Origin of the sequence: Kitasatospora sp. NPDC101157 (assembly GCF_044768255.1) — a bacterium.
Classification (GTDB): domain Bacteria; phylum Actinomycetota; class Actinomycetes; order Streptomycetales; family Streptomycetaceae; genus Kitasatospora.
Window position 1 is genome coordinate 129,247 of record NZ_JBIWPL010000014.1, and the last position, 17,964, is coordinate 147,210.

Consider the following 17,964-nt stretch of genomic DNA (forward strand, 5'->3'; position numbering starts at 1 on the left):
CCCCGTACCGGCACCTGACGGGCCCTCCCCGCCTGTCGGCGCCCGGTGACAGGATCGGGCCATGTACGCATGGATGCCGAACGACCCCGCCGCCCCCGCCGAGTTCCCTGCCCTGCCGTTGCCGTACGGGCTCCACGCCGCCCTCCTGGAGCGGGTGGGCCCGGAGGCGGCCGCAAGGGTGGGCGGGCTGGTGCGTCCCTCGCTGGAGATCGGGCCTGACGTCCCGGTGGAGGAGCCCGGCTGGACGCCGGTCGGACGGACCGGCGGGCCGGCCGCCCTGCCCGAGGAGTTCGACTGGCCCGAGGGCGACGGGCACCCCATGGAGCTGCTCGCCCAACTCGACTGCGCGGCAATGGCAAAGGCCTTTCGGGCGGGCAGTGGCGGGCACTGGCCGCTGCCGGCCGAGGGCCTGCTGCTGTTCTTCCACGACTCCATGCCCGCCGACCTCGACGGCGAGAGCTGTCGCGTGCTGCACGTCCCGGCGGGGACGCCGGAGCGCCCGGCCCCGCCGGACCCGGACGGGGTGGCGCCGCTCGCCGGGCGGCCGGTCCGGGCGCGCTGGGCGCTGTCGGCCCCCTCTTACCTCGACGACGAGCTGGCGGCACTCCTGCCCGGCGACCACCTGGCCGCCATGGGAGTCTCGGACGATTTCGGCGAGCACCTCGGCACGCCCGTGATCCGCCTCCTCGGCTGGTGCGACAGCCACAACACCACCCGCCCGGACGGCCACCGGCCGCTGCTGCAGGTCGAGGGGTCGGCGGTGGACGCGGCCTGGGGCGAGCTCGTCAACGTCTCGGTCTGGATCACCGAGGAGGACCTGGCGGCGGGTCGGTTCGACCGGGTCCGGCACGGGCTGGAGGTCGCCTGACCGGTGTGCCGGGTTGACGCCCGGCCACCGCTGTGGAGTCGCCGGGCCGGGCGCGGGTGCGGATCGGCGAGGCCTTGCGGGGCGGGGACCGCCCGCGCGAACGGATGTTCCGGTGGCGGGAGGGGCGCTCGGGGGCAGATGGGGGCGGAAAGCGGGAGATTCACCCTATCGGGGGGTAGTCGGCCGCTGTACAGGCTCGGTCGTGTCCTGGTGATCTAGGGTTCCGGATGGGCCGCCGGGCGATGGCGGCCACGCTCCCACAGTCACCAACTTCCCCACCAGTCAGCGGATCTGATGATCCGTTGTGGCTCGCGCCCAGGGCGGAGCGGTACGGCCCTGACCGCGTGATCCGACCACACGAATGGAGACCCCTGCCGATGCCCGTGGACACGAGCCCGGAGACACAGCAGGACCGGCAGCAGAGCCTCGCGACGGCAGCTGCCCGCAATCTTGCCACCACGACGAAGTCCGCACCGCAGATGCAGGAGATCACCTCCCGCTGGCTGCTCAAGGTGCTCCCGTGGGTCGAGGCCCACGGTGGCGCCTACCGGGTGAACCGACGGCTCACCTACACCGTGGGCAACGGCGTGGTGGAGTTCATCAAGACCGGCTCCCAGGTTCGCGTCATCCCGGCGGAGCTGGGCGAGCTCGCCCTGCTGCGCGGCTACGAGGACGAGGAGGTGTTGACCGCCCTCGCCGACCGCTGCCATCAGCGCGACTTCGGCCCGGGCGAGGTGCTCACCACCCAGGGCGAGGCGGCCGACCGGATCTTCCTGATCGCGCACGGCAAGATCAACAAGATCGGCACCGGCAAGTACGGCGACGAGACCGTGGTGGGCGTGGCCGGTGACGGCGACCGCTTCGGCGACGACTCGCTGCTGAACCCGGACGCCGTCTGGGAGTACACCGCGAAGACCACCACCGCCGGTGTCGCGCTCACCCTGAGCCGGGACGACTTCGCCCGCATCCGGGACAACGCGCCGAGCCTCCAGGAGCACCTGCGGGCGTTCCTCGCCCTGCCGCTGCAGGCCCAGAACGAGCGTGGCGAGGCCGAGATCGCCATGTCGGCCGGCCACCACGGCGAGTACGAACTCCCCGGCGCCTTCGTGGACTACGAGCTCAAGCCGCGTGAGTACGAGCTGAGCGTCGCGCAGACCATCCTCAAGGTCCACACCCGTGTCGCGGACCTGTACAACGAGCCGATGAACCAGATCGAGCACCAGCTCCGGCTGACCATCGAGGCCCTGCGCGAGCGCCAGGAGCACGAGATGATCAACAACCCGGAGTTCGGCCTGCTCAACAACGCCGACTTCGACCAGCGGATCCAGACCCAGTCCGGCCCGCCCACCCCGGACGACCTGGACGAGCTGCTCAACCGCCGCCGCGACCCGGACTACCTGCTGGCCCACCCGCGCACCATCGCCGCGATCGGCCGGGAGTTCAACGCCCGGGGCATCTACCCGCACCACGTCGACCTCGGCGGGCAGCAGGTGCCGGCGTGGCGCGGGGTGCCGATCCTGCCGTGCAGCAAGATCCCGATCACCAAGGAGAACACCAGCTCGATCCTGGTGATCCGTACCGGTGAGGACAACCAGGGCGTCATCGGCCTGCACCAGACCGGCCTGCCGGACGAGTACCAGCCCTCGCTCTCGGTCCGGTTCATGGGGATCGACGAGAAGGCGATCATCTCGTACCTGGTCAGCGCCTACTACTCGTGCGCGATCCTGGTGCCGGACGCGGTCGGCGTGCTGGAGAACGTCGAGGTCGCGCACCGCCGCCACTGAGCCCGGAGAACAGCGAGCGCGGGCCGTAACCGGTCGGCGCGAAGATCGTTTCACCTGATGACGGACGGCCCGCCCCGGAGGTGGGCCGTCCGCCTGATCGCGTTCGAACGCGCATGGTCGGACCGCATCGGCTCGGTCCCGGATCCGACCAGTGCCGCCCGTCCTCCCCAGGCTGATCAGCCCGAGTCCGTCCCGTTCCCGCAGGCGAACCGAGAGGTGTGTGGAGCCCATGCCGCAGCGCCGGCAGTTCCGACGGATACCACGGCGCGGCGGCTCGGCCGCTCCAGCGCTGCGGGTGCGGCTGATCGGCGCGGCGGTCGGCGTGATGGCGATGTGCGCACTGGTCGGCGGTGCCACCGCCTCGGGCGCCGAGCGCCCCGGCGAGCACCCGCACGGCTCGGCCGTGGACACCTGCGTGTGCAGTGAGACCGACGTCTCGACCTCGGTGGGACCGGGCGGGAGTGTCGACGTCGGGGTGGACGTCGACGTCCAGGTCGACGTCACCGTCGCGCCGGACATCGGACGCCACCACGGGCACCGGCCCCCGCACGACCATCACCCGTGCCACCACCGGCCGTGGACGGCGTCGCCGCTCCCGGCGCTGCCCTCGCCCTCGGCGACGACGGGGCTCCGGCAGCAGCCCGGGCGCCCGGCCGAGGAGCAGGGCGGGCACGGTGACCACGACGGGCACGGTGGAGGCGGTGACCACGACGGGCATGGTCACCACGACGGGCACGGTGACCACGACGGGCACCACCATCACCATCACCACCCGTATCCCTGTCCGAGCCCCACTCCGACTCCCACGCCCACCCCGACACCGACTCCGACGCACACCCCCACGCCAACCCCGACGCCCACTCCCACGCCCAGTCCGAGCGCGACACCCCCCAGCCCGAGCCCGAGCCCGGTGCCCACCGCGCCACCCTCGCCCCCGGCCTCCGTGCCGCCACCGCCTTCTCCGGCTCCGCCCGCACCGCCCCAGCCGGTTCCCCCCGCACCGGCAGCGCCCGCTCCGCAGGTGGACCCGCCCGCCGTGGTGCCGGTCCCGGCGGTGCCCGCTCCGGGGGCCCCGGCTGTGGTGGACCCCAGCCCCGTGCTGTCGAGCCCGGCCCGCCCGAGCCCGCTGTGGCCGACGCCCGCGGCGCATCCGTCGTTCAAGGTGTGGGCCGGCAAGCCGCTGGCGGACGCGCAGCACCACCACGGCGCCTCGGCGATCACCACGATGCTGCTGGTCTTCGTCCCCGGAATCCTGGCGGCGGCGGCGCTGCGCCCGGGTCATGGCCGAGGCCGCGGCCGGTCCGGGTCCTGACGGGCGCCGAGGTCCCGGCCGCGCGGCGGCCGTCCGTCCCGGCAGGACCGGGCCCGCCCCGCCCGTCGGGCCCCTTGCTTCCCCGTTCACGTCACAAGCCAAGCCAGAGAAGGGAGTTCCCATGTCCGAGTGGGTGGCGCTGATCGTCGCCATGGCGGCGGCCTGTGCCGTTGTGTTGGCGGTGGTGGTGCTGAGGCGCCGCACCGCGGGCGTCGAGGAGAACGTCGACGAGACGCCCGACGTCATCGAGTACATCACGATGATGATCGGCGTGGTCTACGCGATCGTCCTCGGCCTCGCCATCGCGGGTGTCTGGGAGGCGCGCGGCGCCGCCCAGGACGACCTGTTCCGTGAGGCGCAGTCGCTGCGGGAGGTGAGCGACCGGGCGGTGATCTACCCGGCCGAGTTCCGCGACCAGGTCCGGTCCGACGTCGACGCCTACGTCACGTACGTGGTGAACGTCGAGTGGGACTACATGTCCGAGAACGGCGCGATCACCGACAAGGGCACCCAGCTGCTGGACAAGATCCAGAACGAGGTGGCCAACCGGGCGCCGGCCTCGGACCTGGAGTCCCAGACCTACCAGCCCATCATGGACCGGATCGGCCAGGCCTCCGACGCCCGCAACCAGCGCGGTCAGAACGCCGGGCCGACCATGCCGGGCGTGGTCTGGCTCGGTCTGATCGGCGGTGCCGTGGTGACCATCGGGATGCTGTTCGCGCTGCAGATCAGGCGCACGCCGAGGGAGTTGATCCTGGCGGGCTGCTTCAGCGTGCTGATCGCCTTTCTGCTGTTCATGATCTGGGACTTCGACAATCCGTTCGCGCGGAGCGTCTCGGTCACCACCCAGCCCTTCGTGGACCTCTTCCCCTCGCTCAACCTCAAGAGCTGAGCCCCGCGGGCCGGGACGGACACCGGTGGCCCCGACGGGACCACCGGTGTCCGGTCATGTCCGGGGTCAGCGCAGTGCGGCGTCCATCGAGTTGAGCATGGTGCCGGAGGCGTCGTCGTTCTCCAGGGAGAAGGCGAACAGGCCACCCAGGCCCTTGCCCTTGGCGTAGGCCCCCCGCGCCTTGACGGCCTGCGGGGTGTCGCCGGTCCAGAAGTTGGTGCCGTCGTAGACCCAGCTGCTCTCGGTCAACGGGTCCCAATGGGTTTGTGCGGCCGACGGGTTGAGCTCCTTCCAGGCGGCCAGCCCGGCCTCCTGGCTGAGCGGCTTGGCGGCCGTCGGGCCGGTCGCGCTCTGGTACAGGCCGTAGTTGGACCCGGCCGGTACGCCGGTCCAGCCGCGCCAGTAGAACGGGATGCCCAGCACGATCTTGTTCGCCGGGAAGCCGCCGGGGATGCCGTACTCGGGCAGTCCGGTGGTGTAGGCGGTGAGCGTGGTGTCCACGTTGTACTTGCGGTTGCCGGGGGTGATCGGCGTGGTCGGGTCGGCCGGGCTGTCGTGCAGCGGGTCCTGGTGGTTGGTCGGGCCCTTGGCGTCCCAGGAGCCGTGCATGTCGTAGGACATCACGTCGGCGTAGTCCAGGTAGGCGCCGATCCTGTCGGTCTCCAGCTGGGCGATCTTGTCCTGCCCGCTGGGCAGCGCGGCGCTCAGCAGGTAGCGCTTGCCCTGGGCGGCCCCGAGGGCGTCCAGCTGGGTGCGGAACTCCTTGAGCAGCAGGGTGTAGTTCTGCTTGTCGGCGGGGGAGTAGTGGTTGCCGGCGTGGCCGCCGGCCGAGCCCGGGTACTCCCAGTCGATGTCGACGCCGTCGAAGATGCCGGCCGCCGAGGCCTGGCCTCCGGAGGCGTCACCGGCGACGCCGGTCGGCAGATTCCCCTTGAGGAACATGTCGATGCAGGAGGAGACGAAGGTCTTCCGGGAGGCGTCGGTGGCGGCCGCGTCGGAGAAGTACTTGGAGTACGTCCAGCCGCCGATCGAGATGGTGAAGCGCAGGTTCGGGTACTTGGCCTTGAGCTGGCGCAGCTGGTTGAAGTTGCCCTTGAGCGGCTGCTCCCAGGTGTCGCTGCTGCCGTCGACGCTGGTGCCGGAGTTGTAGTCGGACTGGTAGTCGGCGTACGCGTCGCCCGCGCCGTCACCGGCGTTGGGATCGGACTCGTTGGCCGAGTCGGAGGCCTTCACCGCCTGGAAGCAGGTGAACCTGCTGGGGTCGATGTTCGCGAACGCGTAGTGGATGACGTCCAGCTTGTTCGCGGCGCCGCTGGTGTCGACGTTCTTCGGGTAGTACGCGTTCTCGTAGATGCCCCACTGGTCGAAGTAGGCCGAGCGGACCGGCTGTTGCGCGGGCGCGGCGGCGGTCGTGGTGGTCACCGGGGCGGACTGGGCGGAGGCGTGGCCGCCTGAGTAGGCCTGGACACTGAAGGTGTAGCCCCGGCCGGGCAGCAGTGAGCTGACCGCGACCGAGGTGCCCATCGAGGTCGCGACCAGCTGGCCGTTGGACCACACCTTGTAGGCGACCGGGCCGTCGCCGGTGGTGAGGGTGGAGGGCTGCCAGGTGAGCACGACGGCGCCGGAGGTGACCTTGGTGACCGCGACGCCGGTCGGGGTGGTGACCTTGCCGTCGCCGGCCGGGCCGCTCGCTGTGGCGGTCGCGGTGGCGGTCGGCGTGCCGGTGGGGGAGCCGGTCGCGGTCGGGCTCCCGGAGGGCGAGCCGGTGGCCGTCGGGCTGCCGCTCGCCGTCGGGCTGGAGGACGCGGTCGGGCTGCCGGTGGCCGTCGGGCTGCCGGTGGCGGTGGGGCTGGTCGAGGAGGTCGGCCCGGCGGGCCCGGTCAGGCTGAGGTCGTCCGCGTAGTAGCCGCCGGTGCCGTACCAGCCGTGGGTGAAGACCGTGACGGAGGTGGTGGTGGCACCGGTGGTGAAGGTGCTGCTCAGCTGGTTCCAGCCGGTGCCGCCGGGCGTCCAGCTAGAGGAGTTGACGCCGTTCCCGGTGGCGCCCAGGTAGACGTAGCTGCCCTGCACCCAGCCGGCCAGGGTGTACGTGGTGTTCGGCTGGACGGCGACGGTCTGCTGGCACTGTGCGGTGTCGGAGGACGAGGCGGCGCCGCTGAGGGCGTGACCCCCGCCGTGCACCGGGGTGGTGACGACCGAGCCGTTGGAGCAGCTCCAGCCGGCCAGGGTGCCGGTCTCGAAGTCGCCGTTGGCCAGCAGGTTGACCGGGGTGGCGGCGGCGGAGCCGAAGGTGAGGGCGAGGGCGGCGCCGCTGGTGGTCAGCGTGGCGGCCAGGGCCAGGGCGGTGGCTCTTCTGCGCCGGCCGGCCCGGCGGGCGGCACACCCTCCGGCGGACGGTGCGGGCAGGTCGGGGCGTGCGGGCAGGACGCGGTCGTGCATGCGGGGTGTCCTCCGGATGTGTGGGGGTTCCGGCGGTGCGTGGCCCGGACGGGCCGTGGGGAGCCGGCCCGCGCGCGGTGGGGGCGCGCGGGCGGGTGGCGCGTGCTGACGTGTGCTGGGGCGTACCGAGGTGCGCTGAGGCGTGCTGACGTGTGCGGCGCTGCGGACTCGACGGACCGCGTGGTCCGTACGCGTCACGACTGAACAGATTGGACTGGACCAATATTCGTCGTCAAGGGTGTCCACCCCCTGGACCACCCCGGGCGGCGCGGGGCGGCGGACCGGTAGGTTGACCGGGACGGAACGAGCCCGCCGAACGGAGGAGCCCATGGACAGTCAGGGCTGGGACGACCGCTACGCCGCGAGCGACCTGGTGTGGGGTGCCGCGCCCAACCAGTGGGTGGTCCGCGAACTGACCGGCCGCACCCCCGGGCGCGCCCTCGACCTGGCTACCGGAGAGGGCCGCAACGCCATCTGGCTGGCCGCCCAGGGCTGGGAGGTCACCGGCCTGGACTTCTCCGCCGTCGCCCTGGAACGCGCCGAACGGCTCACCGCCGAACTGCCCGACGAGGTCGCCGACCGGCTCACCTGGCGACACGGCGACGTCCGTAACCAGGAGGCCCCGGCCGTCGGCTACGACCTCGTCCTGATCGCCTACCTCCAGCTCCCTGCCGCGGACCGCCGGGCCGCACTGCACGGCGCCGCCGAGGCGCTCGCCCCCGGCGGCACCCTGCTGGTCGTCGGGCACGACCTGACCAACCTCAGCGACGGCGTCGGCGGCCCCCAGGACCCGGCCGTGCTGTTCACCCCCGAGGACGTCCTCGCCGACCTCGCCGAGTACGGCCTGCGCACCGTCCGGGCCGAGCGCGTCCACCGCACGGTCGGCGAGCCCGGCCACGGGGGCGGCCTGACCGGCGTCGCGATCGACGCGCTGGTGCGGCTGGAGCGGGGTGCCGAGTGACGGTCCGCCCCTCCCGCCGCACGCTGCTCACCGGCCTGGCGGCCGCCGCCCCGCTGGTGCTCGCCGGCTGCTCCTCCGGGAAGAAGAGCAAGGCCGACAAGAACGGCCCGGTGGCCAAGGCCAGTGACCCGGGCACGGCGGCCTTCGTGATGATCATCCGGCACGGCGAGAAGCCCGACGGCAGCCACCCCGGCCTGGACGAGAACGGCAAGCACGACGACAAGTCCCTGACCCAGCACGGCTGGGACCGTGCCAAGGCGCTGCCCACCCTGTTCGTCCCGCCCGCCGCCGGGCTGCGCACCCCGGCCCGGATCTACGCCGCCACCGACCAGGGCCCGATGGCCGGGGCGCACCGGATGCGCCAGACCGTCACGCCGCTGGGGGCCAAGCTCGGGGTCACCGTGGACACCACCTACGCCGAGTCCCAGGAGTCCGAGCTGGCCGGTGCCGCGCTCGCCGGGGCGCAACCGGTGCTGATCTGCTGGGAGCACTCCCGGATCCCGCGGATCGTCGAGGCGCTCGGCGCCTCCGGCAGCGGGGTCCCGTCCAGTTGGCCGGACCGGTTCGACCTGGTCTGGGTGTTCTCGCGGCCGGCCGGCGGCAGCTGGACCTTCCAGGAGGTGCGCCAGCACCTGCTGGACGGCGACGCCTGACCGGGCTGCGGGCGTCCGCTCCGGCGCTCGTGCAACTCGGCTCCACTGCTGGGAAGTTGCGCGAGCACCGGGAGGGCGGCCGCGCTACCCGGCGGTGATCGTCACCACCGAGTACCGGGCGACGGTCGGCGGCACGCTGACCGTCCCGCCGGTGACGGTGTGCGGGACGGTGTGCGGGACGGGTTGTGGGACGGGTTGCGGGGCCGGGTCGGTGCCGTCCGGGCTGGCGGCGGTGACGGCGGTGACGACCGCTCCGGCCGGGAGGGCGTAGGAGAGCGTGCAGTTGGCGGGCGTGGTGCGGAACTCCGCCGGGGTGTCGCCGAAGTCGGTGAAGTCCACCAGGCGGAGGACGGTGTCGGCGTTTCCGCCGTGCTGTTCGGGCATGGTGGTCCCCCAGCGTGGGTCGGAGCGGCTCCGAGGCGACCCTGGACCGTGCGCCGCCGACCCGTTCGGCCCCCGGTGCCGGCGACGCCTGACGTTCGACCGGTGGATCCATCGGTGTGCGGGGCACCGCCGGACGTGAGGCCACGGGGTGGGCTGGGTAGGGGTCCCGCGAACCGCTGTCCGATGATCACAGGTATCCCTGCGTGCGATAGGTTCGCAGCACGGACGGCAGTGGGAACGAGGAGGGCGCGATGACCGTTTCGCTGGCCAAGGGGCAGAAGATCAGCCTGGAGAAGCCGGGCGGTGGGCAGTTGAGCCTGGTCCGGATGGGCCTGGGCTGGAAGGCCGTGCAGCGCAAGGGCTTTCTGGCCAAGCTGATGTCCGCCGGCCGGGAGATCGACCTGGACGCCTCGGCGGTGCTGTTCTCGGGCGGGAGGTCGGTGGACGTGGTCTACTTCCAGCACCTCACCAGCAACGACGGCTCGGTCCGGCACAGCGGTGACAACCTGGTCGGCGGCGCGGGCGACGCGACCGACGACGAGTCGATCACCGTCGACCTGACCAGGGTGGGCGCCGAGGTCGACCAGATCCTGTTCACGGTCAACTCCTTCACCGGACAGACCTTCCAGGAGGTCGAGGCCGCCTTCTGCCGGCTGGTGGACGAGACCACCGGCACCGAGCTGGCCCGCTACACCCTCACCGGCGGCGGCCCGTACACCGCCCAGGTCATGGCCAAGGTGCAGCGCACGCCGGCCGGCTGGCAGATGGTCGCGATCGGCCAGCCGGCGAGCGGGCGCACCTTCAAGGACCTGATGCCGGAGCTGCTCAAGCACCTCTGACCGGCTGCCCTCGCCGCACGCAGTGGGTCCCGGCACCGCGACGCTACTCGACGTCCCGGCGCCGGAACCCGGCCAGGGCCAGCGCGATCAGCACGGCCGCGACCAGGGTGAGCACCGCCGGCGGGGTCCAGTCCATCCGGGCCGCGGGGAGCCTGGGCACCTGGCCGAACGGGGAGACCCGGTCCAGGCCCGCGGGGAACCTCAGCAGCGGGCCGAGGTAGCCGATCACGAAGGCGTACGCGGGGACGGCCCAGGCCAGCGGCATCGCCCGGGGCAGCCAGCCGTACACGGCAGCGGCGACGCCCACCGTCACCCACAGGGCGGGCGCGAAGGCCAGCGCCGCGCCGGTCAGCCGCAGGAACACGCCCCAGTCGCCGGTGGACAGCGCCCCGGCCAGGCCGAAGCCCACGCCCGCCGCCAGCATCACGGCCGTGGAGCCCAGCAGCGCCGCCGCCAGGTGCGCGCCCAGCCAGCCGGACCGCGACACCCCGGTGGCCAGTACCGGCACGGCCCGCCCGGCGTTCTCCTCGGCGCGCGGGCGCAGTGTCGCCAGCACCGCGTAGACGCCGCCGACCACCGCGACCACCAGCAGGGTCAGCGCGGCGAAGGAGTCGGCGAGGGTGTGGCCGCCGAGCCGGTCCAGCGCCTGCCTGATCTGGTCGACGTCCTTGAGCATCGAGTCGGCCTGGCCGAGCAGCGACCCGTACATCGCGCCGAGCAGCAGCAGGGCGACCGCGAAGCCGCCGATCAGGCCGCGGTGCAGGCGCAGCGCCAGGCCGAGCGGGGTGCCCAGGGACGGGCCACCGGTGGCCGGGCCGGGGCGGGCGGCGCGCAGCCCGGCGCCGAAGTCGCGGCGGGTGCTCAGCGCGAACCCGGCCGTGGCGGTGGCGGCGGCCAGCGCCAGCGCGGGCAGCAGCGGCCACCAACGGTCGTCGAGGAAGGGGTAGCTGCGCTGCAGCCAGCCGATCGGCGAGGCCCAGGCGAGGCCGTTCTCCCCGGCGTCACCGGCGGCGCGCAGCGCGTAGGCGGCGCCGAGGACGGCCAGGGCCAGCCCGGAGGCCGTCCGGGTGTGCGCGGTGATCTGCACCGTCACGGCGGCCACCGCGCCGAACAGCAGCCCTCCGACGGCGGTCGCGGCCCCGTAGAGCAGTGCGCCGCCGGTGGTCAGGCCGGGCACGCGGAGGCCGGGCAGGCCGAGGGCGAGCAGCAGGCCGAGCGCGAGGTCGGCGACGGCGGCGGTGGCCAGGGCGGCGGCGAGCTGGGCGTGCCGGCCGACGGCGGCCGAGCGGACCAGCTCGGCGCGCCCGCTCTCCTCCTCGGCCCGGGTGTGCCGGGTGACGGTCAGCACGCTCATCAGGCCGGCCATGACGACCAGCAGACCGAGCAGACGGTGGCCGAGCATCGCGCCCCAGGTGTAGTCGGCCAGGTAGTGGGCCGGACCGGTCATGGCGAGCAGGGCCGGGGTGTCCGAGCCGTGCGCGATCGAGGCGCGGTCGGCGGCGGTCGGGTAGACGCTGCGGACGCTGTCGGCGGTGGACAGGGTGACCATCGCCAGGCCGAGCACCCAGGCGGACAGCCGGACCCGGTCGCGGCGCAGCGCGAAGCGCAGCAGAACGGCGGTGCCGGTCAGGGTGGCGCGTTCCCCGGCGCGGCCGGGGTCGCGCGGGGCGGTGCGGCTGGCGGCGGTGGCGATCATCGGACGGCCCCGCCCTCGCTCCGGTGCCCGTTGGCGGCCAGCTCGTCGCCGTAGTGGCGCAGCATCAGCTCCTCCAGCGTGGGCGGGTGGCTGACCAGGCTGCGCAGCCCGGCCTCGCTCAGGGCGCGGACCGCGGCGTCGAGCCGGGCGCCGTCCACGGCGAAGCGCACGCGCGATCCGTCGGTGCGCAGGTCGTGGACGCCCGCCAGCGCGTCCAGTCCGGTGACCGGGCGGCTGGTCTCCGCCTCGATGGTGGTGCGGGTCAGGTGGCGCAGCTCGCCCAGGGTGCCGGTCTGCACCACCCGGCCCTGCCGGATGATGCTGACCCGGTCGCCCAGCTTCTCCACCTCGTCCAGGATGTGGCTGGAGAGCAGGACGGTGCGGCCCTGCTCCTTGGCCTGGCGGACGACGTCCTGGAAGACCACCTCCATCAGCGGGTCCAGGCCGGAGGTCGGCTCGTCCAGCAGCAGGAGCTCGGCGTCGGAGGCGAGCGCGGCCACGATGGCGACCTTCTGCCGGTTGCCCTTGGAGTAGCTGCGGCCCTTCTTGGTGGGGTCGAGGTCGAAGCGCTCCAGCAGCTCGTCCCGTCGGCGCCGGTCGAGTCGGCCGCGCAGTCGGGAGAGCAGGTCGATGGCCTCGCCACCGGTGAGGTTGGGCCAGAGTTCGACGTCGCCGGGGACGTAGGCGAGGCGGCGGTGCAGCTCGACGGCGTCGCTCCACGGGTCCTTGCCGAGCAGCCGGGCGCTGCCGCCGTCCGCGCGCAGCAGTCCCAGCAGGACGCGGATGGTGGTGGACTTCCCGGCGCCGTTGGGACCGAGGAAGCCGTGGACCTCGCCGGTCTCGACGGTCAGGTCGAGGCCGTCCAGTGCGGTGGTCCGGCCGAAGGTCTTGCGCAGACCGGACAGGATGATGGCCTTGGGCATGCTTCTGAAGCTACCGTAGTTTCACAAAAACGTGAATATTGAGAAGCGTTAAGGTTCGAGCGGAGGGCGGATGATCTCCGGAAAGGGGAGAGCGGTGGAACGGGAGCCGGAGCAGGGGCAGGACCCTCGGGCCGTGGGGGACTTCGTGGAGCGGTTCGCGGCCGAGCTGGTGGTCGCGGGCATGGGCCGGATGCCGTCCCGGATCTTCTCCTGCCTGATGGCCGAGGAGAGCGGCGTGCTGACCTCCGCCGAACTGTCCGAGCGGCTGCAGATCAGCCCGGCGGCCGTCTCCGGCGGGATGCGCTACCTCATCCAGGTCGGGCTGGTCGCCAAGGAGCGCGAGCCCGGATCCCGGCGCGACCGCTACCGGGTGCTCAACGACGTCTGGTTCGAGTCGCTGACCCGGCGCGACGAACTCCTGCTGCGCTGGATCCGGGTGCTGAAGGACGGGGAGGCGACCGTCGGCGCGGGCACGGCGGCGGGGCGGCGGCTGGAGGAGAGCGCGGCCTTCTTCGAGTTCATGATCGACGAGCTGCACGGGATGCTCGGCCGCTGGCGCGAGCACCGGGCGGCGCGGGGGCAGGCGGAGTAGCGCCCGGCTTTCGCCGGGAAGCGCGACGGCGGCAGGACGGTCCACGGACCGTGCTGCCGCCGTTGGCGGTTCTGTGCGGACTTAGTTCTTCTTCGTGGTCGCCGAGGGCGAGGGGGAAGGCGAGGAGCTCGGCGTGGCGCTCGGACCGGCGGACGGGGTGGCGCTGGGGGAGCCGCTCGGGGTGGGGGTCGGGCAGCCGGGGGCGGCCGGCGTCGCGGACGGGGTGCCGGTCGGGGCGGCCGTCGCGGACGGGGTGTCGGTCGGGGTGGCCGTCGGGGACGGCGTGCCGCTCGGGGTGGCGGTGCGCGTGGGCGTCGCGGTGGCCGTCGGGCTCGGGCAGGACGTCGGCGTGCCGGTCGGGGTGGCCGTCGGGGACGGGGTGCCGGTGGCGGTGGCCGTCGGGGACGGCGTGCCGCTCGGCGTGGCCGTGGTGCTCGCGGAGGGCGAGGGTGAACCGCCGGGCGTCGGGGTGGTGGTCGGCTGTGCGGACGGCGTCGTCGTCGAGGTCGGCGTCGAGGTCGGCGTCGGGGACTGGGTCGGCGTCACCGGCGGTACGGTCGGCTGCGGGTTCGGCGTCGGGCCGGTGCCGGTGCCCTCGTTGCCCGTCGGGGTGCCGCCCGAGGTGCCCGCCGTCGTGCCGGAGGGCTGGAGGAACGGCGAGGGCGGGGTGACCGGCACGCTCGGGACGCCGGGCAGATCCGGCACGGTGGTGACCTGGCCGCTGCCGAAGTGCGCCATCCAGTTGCGGACGGTGCGCAGGTACTCGGTGGAGTTGTTGTAGCTGAGGACCGCCCGGTCCAGCTGGGACGGGTCGGAGAGGTCCCGCCCGCCCGCGCACAGGTAACGGCCGGCGGTCTCGGCCGCGTCGAAGATGTTGTTCGGGTCGGCCGTGCCCTTGCCGGTGGCGTCCACGCCCCAGGAGGCCCAGGTCGACGGGATGAACTGCATCGGGCCGACCGCGCGGTCCCAGCGCGAGTCGCCGTCGTAGCGGCCGCCGTCGGTGTCGGGTATCGCGGCGAACCCGTTGCCGTCCAGCACCGGGCCCAGGATCGGGGTGAGGGTCCGTCCGGCGGCGTCCACCTGGCCGCCGTTGGCCTGGCCGGACTCGACCTGGCCGATCGCCGCCAGCAGTTGCCAGGGCAGGTGGCAGCCCGGCGAGCGCTGGGCCAGCGAGGCCTCGGCCTGGCGGTAGGCGGCGAAGACCGTGGCGGGCAGCGCCGCGCCGGTGGCGGTGAACGGGCCGGCCGCGGGCTGACCGGGCTGGGTGCCGGGCGGCTGCGGCAACTGGACGGCGCTGCCGCCGTCGGCCGCGGTGCCGGGGACGCCGGGTATGCCGGTCGCGGGTCCGCCGAAGGGAGTGGAGGAGGCCGAACCCTGGGCGCCGGTGCCGTCCGGCGCGGGGCCGGCGTCGGCGGCCGCGACCTGGGCGAGGCCGAGTCCCGACACCTGAGAGCCGGTCAACGCGGCCAGCGCGGCGAACGCCGCCGCCGTCCCCGTGACCCGCTTGCCGAGCCGAACCTTCCGCCCGCCCTTGGCGTTGCCGAACCTCGCCGCCATCTGCTGCCCCTCCCCGTCGCCGTCCGGACCTCCCCGGAACGGTTGAGCCGTCGTCATCGTGCCGCCCACCACTCGGCGGCGCCCGCCGCCCGGACGATTAGTATCACGACGATCTGACAGGGACAGGATGGACGGGAGGCGGCCGGCCGCCCCCCGAGGGGTTGACGCGGCACCTCGGCCCTGGTCCTGCGGGCGCGGACCCGCGCCGGAGAATTCAGGACCTTCTCATCTCGGCCGCAGTGGGGGCGAGTTGGCCGGGCCGGGAGGCCGACGCCAGGGGTCCGGGCGCCCCGGCGGTCGGACCGGCGGTTCGAGGCGCGGGGGTGGTACGTGGGCTTCGTTCCGGGCTCCCCGGCGCCGCCCGTGGGCGACCCCTCCGACCTGCCCGGATGCCCCGCGGCACAGCGGGCCCCTCCAAGGGCCTGGCCGGTGGATCTTGCCGGGCGCGCGACGCCGGGCATCCCGCCTGGACGCACGCCCGAATCGCCCAAGTACGTCCAGTACGATGACGACTCGGGCGCACGCCCAGCCGGGCGCCCAACCCCGCGCGCTGATCCGACAAGATCCGCCGGACAGGCCCTAGCAGCACGGACGGGCCGGCGCCAGGGGGCGTCCCCAACTCCGCCCTGGACGGATGACGTTCGAGTGAAAGTGGGCATGCCAGGAACACCCGTCCGGCATGCTGTGCCGCGTGACCATGCGGATGGAGGCCAGAACTGTGAGCGCGAACCTGCCGGAGACCGTCGCCGAGGGGGAGGTGGTCCTGCCGGCGCCCCCTCGGGTGGTGGGCGACCTGGCCCGTGACCTGACCCAGGCCGCCGCCGCCGTCAGGGCGGTGTCGCGCGGCGGCCGCAGCACCGGCGGAGACGTCGCGGTCGCCGCCTACACCGCCGTGGTGTGTACCGGCCGTTCGGCGGCCCGCGCACTGGAGGAGGCGGCCGCCTGGTGCCGGCAGGCCCCCGAGGCCGAGGTGCACTCGCTCGCCTGGGCCCGGGTGCCGGGGCACCGCCACGACCTCTTCGAGTACCGCGTCACCATGGCCGTCAGCTTCCCCGACGAGGAGACCGGCGAGCACCTCGGCGACACCCACCACTCCTGCCGGTGAAGCCGTATCATCGCCACCATGGGTGATCGGGGTACGAACGAGATGGCAGGCGGTGCGACGGACGGCGCGCCCAACGGGACGGCGGGGAACACCACTTCGGCCGTCGGAGGAACGGGCGGCGGCACCGGCACCGGCACCGGCGGCGACGGCGGACCGCGCGAGCTGTCCCGGGCCGCCGCCGTCGGAGCCACCGTGCTGGCCGTCCTGTGCGGCTGCTTGGTGCTGCTGGCCATGTTCCACTGGCTGGGCTGGGCCGTTCCCGGAGTCGGCTGGATCGTCGCCAAGGCCGGGATCAAGCTGGCCGTGGGCGGCTTCGCCGGGCTGGCCGTCGCCGCTGCCTGGCTGCGCAGCAAGCTCCGTTCAGAGCGGCGCGGTTGACGTCCGTGCTGCTCAACCGGCCGTCGTGGCCGGGCAGGTCAGGTCGTGCTCGGGTATCCGGCCGTCCAGCAGGTAGCGCTCGACGGTGTCCGTGACGCACGGGTCGGACCCCGGGTACTGGCCGTGGTTGCCGTTGCTGGTGACGGTGACCAGCTTCGACCCCCGCAGCGCGCGGTGCGCACCGAGCGCCGCCTCGTAGTACGTCGCCGGGTCGTGCAGCGAGTTGAGCATCAGCACTGGCGGCAGGTGGGCACCGGTGACCTTGACCTTGGGTGCCGGATCCGTCGGCCAGAGCGCGCAGACCGAGCTGAAGGCGAGGGTGCGGGCGCCGAGCAGTGGGTAGCGGGCGGTGTTCTCCGCGCCGCGCTCGATCCAGGTGTCCAGGTCCTTGGTCCACTTGGTGTCCCCGCACGTCACCGAGAAGTACTCGGCGAGGAACCCCGGGCTGAGGTACTGGCCGAACAGCTGGCGAGCGGTCTGCTTCGCGGCCGGATCGGCGCCCTGCCAGTCGTCCAGAGCGGTCAGCGCCTGGGCGAGGAGGGGGAAGGCCTTGTCGCTGTAGATCGCGTTGATGGTGCCGTTGTCCATCTGGTTGGGGCCGAGCGTCAACGAGCCCTCGGTGATGGGCCGGTCGTGCAGGGCGGCGCGCCGCTGCTCCCAGTGCGCCTCGACCTCCGCCGGGGTCGTGCCCCAGTGGTACGTGGCGTCGCGGGCGGCCATCCAGGGCAGGAAGTCCTGCTCGAAGCGGCGCTGGAAGCTCATCGGCTGGCCCAGTTCGTACTGCTCCCAAGTGCCCTCGAAGCCGATGTTGCTGTCCAGCACCATCCGCTCGACCCGGTGCGGGAAGAGTGTGCCGTAGTAGGCGCCGATCATGGTGGCGTAGGAGGCGCCGTAGTAGCTGATGCTCTTCTCGCCGAGCAGCGCGCGCAACAGGTCCATGTCGCGGACGGTCTGCTCGGTGGTCAGGTAGGGGATCAGGTCGCCGCTGTGCTCCACGCAGCTGGCGACCAGCTCGCGGGAGTTGGCGACGACCCGGTCGATCGCCCCGGGGGACCGGTCACGCCAGTCCCCGGCCAGGAACTCCTGGAACTGCTCAGGGGTCTGGCACTCGGCGTGGGTGCTGCGGCCGACGCCGCGCTGGTCGAAGCTGACGATGTCGTACCCCGCGGCCACCGCGGGAGCGCCCTGGACGAGGTCCATCGGTCGCAGCAGCCCCTGCCCGCCCGGACCGCCGGCGGTCTCCATCAACGTCCCCTGCCGGTGCGCCCGGTCGGCGGTGCGGTGCCGGGAGACGGCGATGGAGAGGTCCGGCCCGGCGTCGGGGTGGTGCCAGTCGCGCGGGACCGCCATCGTGGCGCAGTCGAGCGCGGGCTGCCCGCCACAGGGCTGCCAGTGGAGCTGCTGGTTGGTGTAGCGGGCGGGCACGCGGACGGCGTCACCGGGGTCGCGACCGGAGTCGGCGTTCGCGGTGGCGGGCAGGGCGACTCCGGCGAGGACCGCGGTGGCGATGACGGCGGCCGCGCGGCGGGTGCGGGATGCGGTGGTGTTCACGGGAACGATCCTTTCCGAAACCGCACCTGA

General features: G+C 73.4%; 16 protein-coding genes. 10 read left to right on the top strand and 6 right to left on the bottom strand.

The window, feature by feature from the left end; all coding sequences use genetic code 11:
- Window positions 1-61 precede the first annotated feature (61 nt).
- The 4 genes from ACIRVF_RS25705 (at window position 62) to ACIRVF_RS25720 (ending at window position 4,856) form a co-directional block, all read left to right on the top strand.
- Window positions 62-868 (top strand): DUF1963 domain-containing protein, encoded by an 807-nt coding sequence (locus ACIRVF_RS25705; protein ID WP_402822193.1) that lies wholly within the window; start codon window positions 62-64, stop codon window positions 866-868.
- A 377-nt stretch (window positions 869-1,245) separates the two neighbouring features.
- Window positions 1,246-2,652 (top strand): family 2B encapsulin nanocompartment shell protein, encoded by a 1,407-nt coding sequence (locus ACIRVF_RS25710; protein ID WP_402822196.1) that lies wholly within the window; start codon window positions 1,246-1,248, stop codon window positions 2,650-2,652.
- 229 nt (window positions 2,653-2,881) lie between these two features.
- Window positions 2,882-3,964 (top strand): hypothetical protein, encoded by a 1,083-nt coding sequence (locus ACIRVF_RS25715; RefSeq protein WP_402822199.1) that lies wholly within the window; start codon window positions 2,882-2,884, stop codon window positions 3,962-3,964.
- A 121-nt stretch (window positions 3,965-4,085) separates the two neighbouring features.
- Window positions 4,086-4,856, top strand: a complete 771-nt coding sequence (locus ACIRVF_RS25720) for a hypothetical protein (protein WP_402822202.1) — start codon at window positions 4,086-4,088, stop codon at window positions 4,854-4,856.
- A 66-nt stretch (window positions 4,857-4,922) separates the two neighbouring features.
- On the opposite strand, the gene ACIRVF_RS25725 is transcribed toward ACIRVF_RS25720, so the two are convergent.
- Window positions 4,923-7,295, bottom strand: coding sequence for a glycosyl hydrolase family 18 protein (locus ACIRVF_RS25725; protein WP_402822205.1), 2,373 nt, complete (start codon window positions 7,293-7,295; stop codon window positions 4,923-4,925).
- A 328-nt stretch (window positions 7,296-7,623) separates the two neighbouring features.
- Here ACIRVF_RS25725 and ACIRVF_RS25730 point away from each other — a divergent pair, with 328 nt between their 5' ends.
- Window positions 7,624-8,256: a class I SAM-dependent methyltransferase gene (locus ACIRVF_RS25730; RefSeq protein WP_402822208.1), complete on the top strand. Its 633-nt coding sequence runs from the start codon at window positions 7,624-7,626 to the stop codon at window positions 8,254-8,256.
- A complete protein-coding gene (locus tag ACIRVF_RS25735; protein ID WP_402822211.1) occupies window positions 8,253-8,909 on the top strand; it encodes a hypothetical protein in 657 nt (218 codons plus the stop codon). The genes ACIRVF_RS25730 and ACIRVF_RS25735 overlap by 4 nt, the downstream gene beginning before the upstream one ends.
- A gap of 84 nt (window positions 8,910-8,993) precedes the next feature.
- Here ACIRVF_RS25735 and ACIRVF_RS25740 read toward each other — a convergent pair whose 3' ends face one another.
- The gene (locus ACIRVF_RS25740) at window positions 8,994-9,293 is read right to left on the bottom strand and encodes a hypothetical protein (protein ID WP_402822214.1); all 300 of its coding nucleotides are present in this window, start codon (window positions 9,291-9,293) and stop codon (window positions 8,994-8,996) included.
- 251 nt (window positions 9,294-9,544) lie between these two features.
- Between ACIRVF_RS25740 and ACIRVF_RS25745 the strand changes: the two genes are divergently transcribed.
- The gene (locus tag ACIRVF_RS25745; protein WP_402822216.1) at window positions 9,545-10,132 is read left to right on the top strand and encodes a TerD family protein; all 588 of its coding nucleotides are present in this window, start codon (window positions 9,545-9,547) and stop codon (window positions 10,130-10,132) included.
- 43 nt (window positions 10,133-10,175) lie between these two features.
- On the opposite strand, the gene ACIRVF_RS25750 is transcribed toward ACIRVF_RS25745, so the two are convergent.
- Both ACIRVF_RS25750 and ACIRVF_RS25755 read right to left on the bottom strand, forming a co-directional pair.
- A complete protein-coding gene (locus ACIRVF_RS25750) occupies window positions 10,176-11,828 on the bottom strand; it encodes an ABC transporter permease (RefSeq protein ID WP_402822219.1) in 1,653 nt (550 codons plus the stop codon).
- A complete protein-coding gene (locus tag ACIRVF_RS25755; protein WP_402822222.1) occupies window positions 11,825-12,751 on the bottom strand; it encodes an ABC transporter ATP-binding protein in 927 nt (308 codons plus the stop codon). Before ACIRVF_RS25755 ends, ACIRVF_RS25750 begins: the two co-directional genes overlap by 4 nt.
- Window positions 12,752-12,884: 133 nt before the next feature.
- Between ACIRVF_RS25755 and ACIRVF_RS25760 the strand changes: the two genes are divergently transcribed.
- Complete coding sequence (locus ACIRVF_RS25760; RefSeq protein WP_402822224.1) at window positions 12,885-13,343, top strand: GbsR/MarR family transcriptional regulator; 459 nt, start codon at window positions 12,885-12,887, stop codon at window positions 13,341-13,343.
- Between the two features lie 81 nt (window positions 13,344-13,424).
- Here the strand turns inward: ACIRVF_RS25760 and ACIRVF_RS25765 are convergent, their stop codons facing one another.
- Window positions 13,425-14,900 (bottom strand): hypothetical protein, encoded by a 1,476-nt coding sequence (locus ACIRVF_RS25765; RefSeq protein ID WP_402822227.1) that lies wholly within the window; start codon window positions 14,898-14,900, stop codon window positions 13,425-13,427.
- Between the two features lie 691 nt (window positions 14,901-15,591).
- Between ACIRVF_RS25765 and ACIRVF_RS25770 the strand changes: the two genes are divergently transcribed.
- Both ACIRVF_RS25770 and ACIRVF_RS25775 read left to right on the top strand, forming a co-directional pair.
- Window positions 15,592-16,005: a hypothetical protein gene (locus tag ACIRVF_RS25770; RefSeq protein ID WP_402822230.1), complete on the top strand. Its 414-nt coding sequence runs from the start codon at window positions 15,592-15,594 to the stop codon at window positions 16,003-16,005.
- 18 nt (window positions 16,006-16,023) lie between these two features.
- Window positions 16,024-16,383 (top strand): hypothetical protein, encoded by a 360-nt coding sequence (locus tag ACIRVF_RS25775; RefSeq protein ID WP_402822233.1) that lies wholly within the window; start codon window positions 16,024-16,026, stop codon window positions 16,381-16,383.
- A gap of 12 nt (window positions 16,384-16,395) precedes the next feature.
- On the opposite strand, the gene ACIRVF_RS25780 is transcribed toward ACIRVF_RS25775, so the two are convergent.
- Window positions 16,396-17,934: an alpha/beta hydrolase gene (locus tag ACIRVF_RS25780; RefSeq protein WP_402822236.1), complete on the bottom strand. Its 1,539-nt coding sequence runs from the start codon at window positions 17,932-17,934 to the stop codon at window positions 16,396-16,398.
- Between the last annotated feature and the right edge of the window lie 30 nt (window positions 17,935-17,964).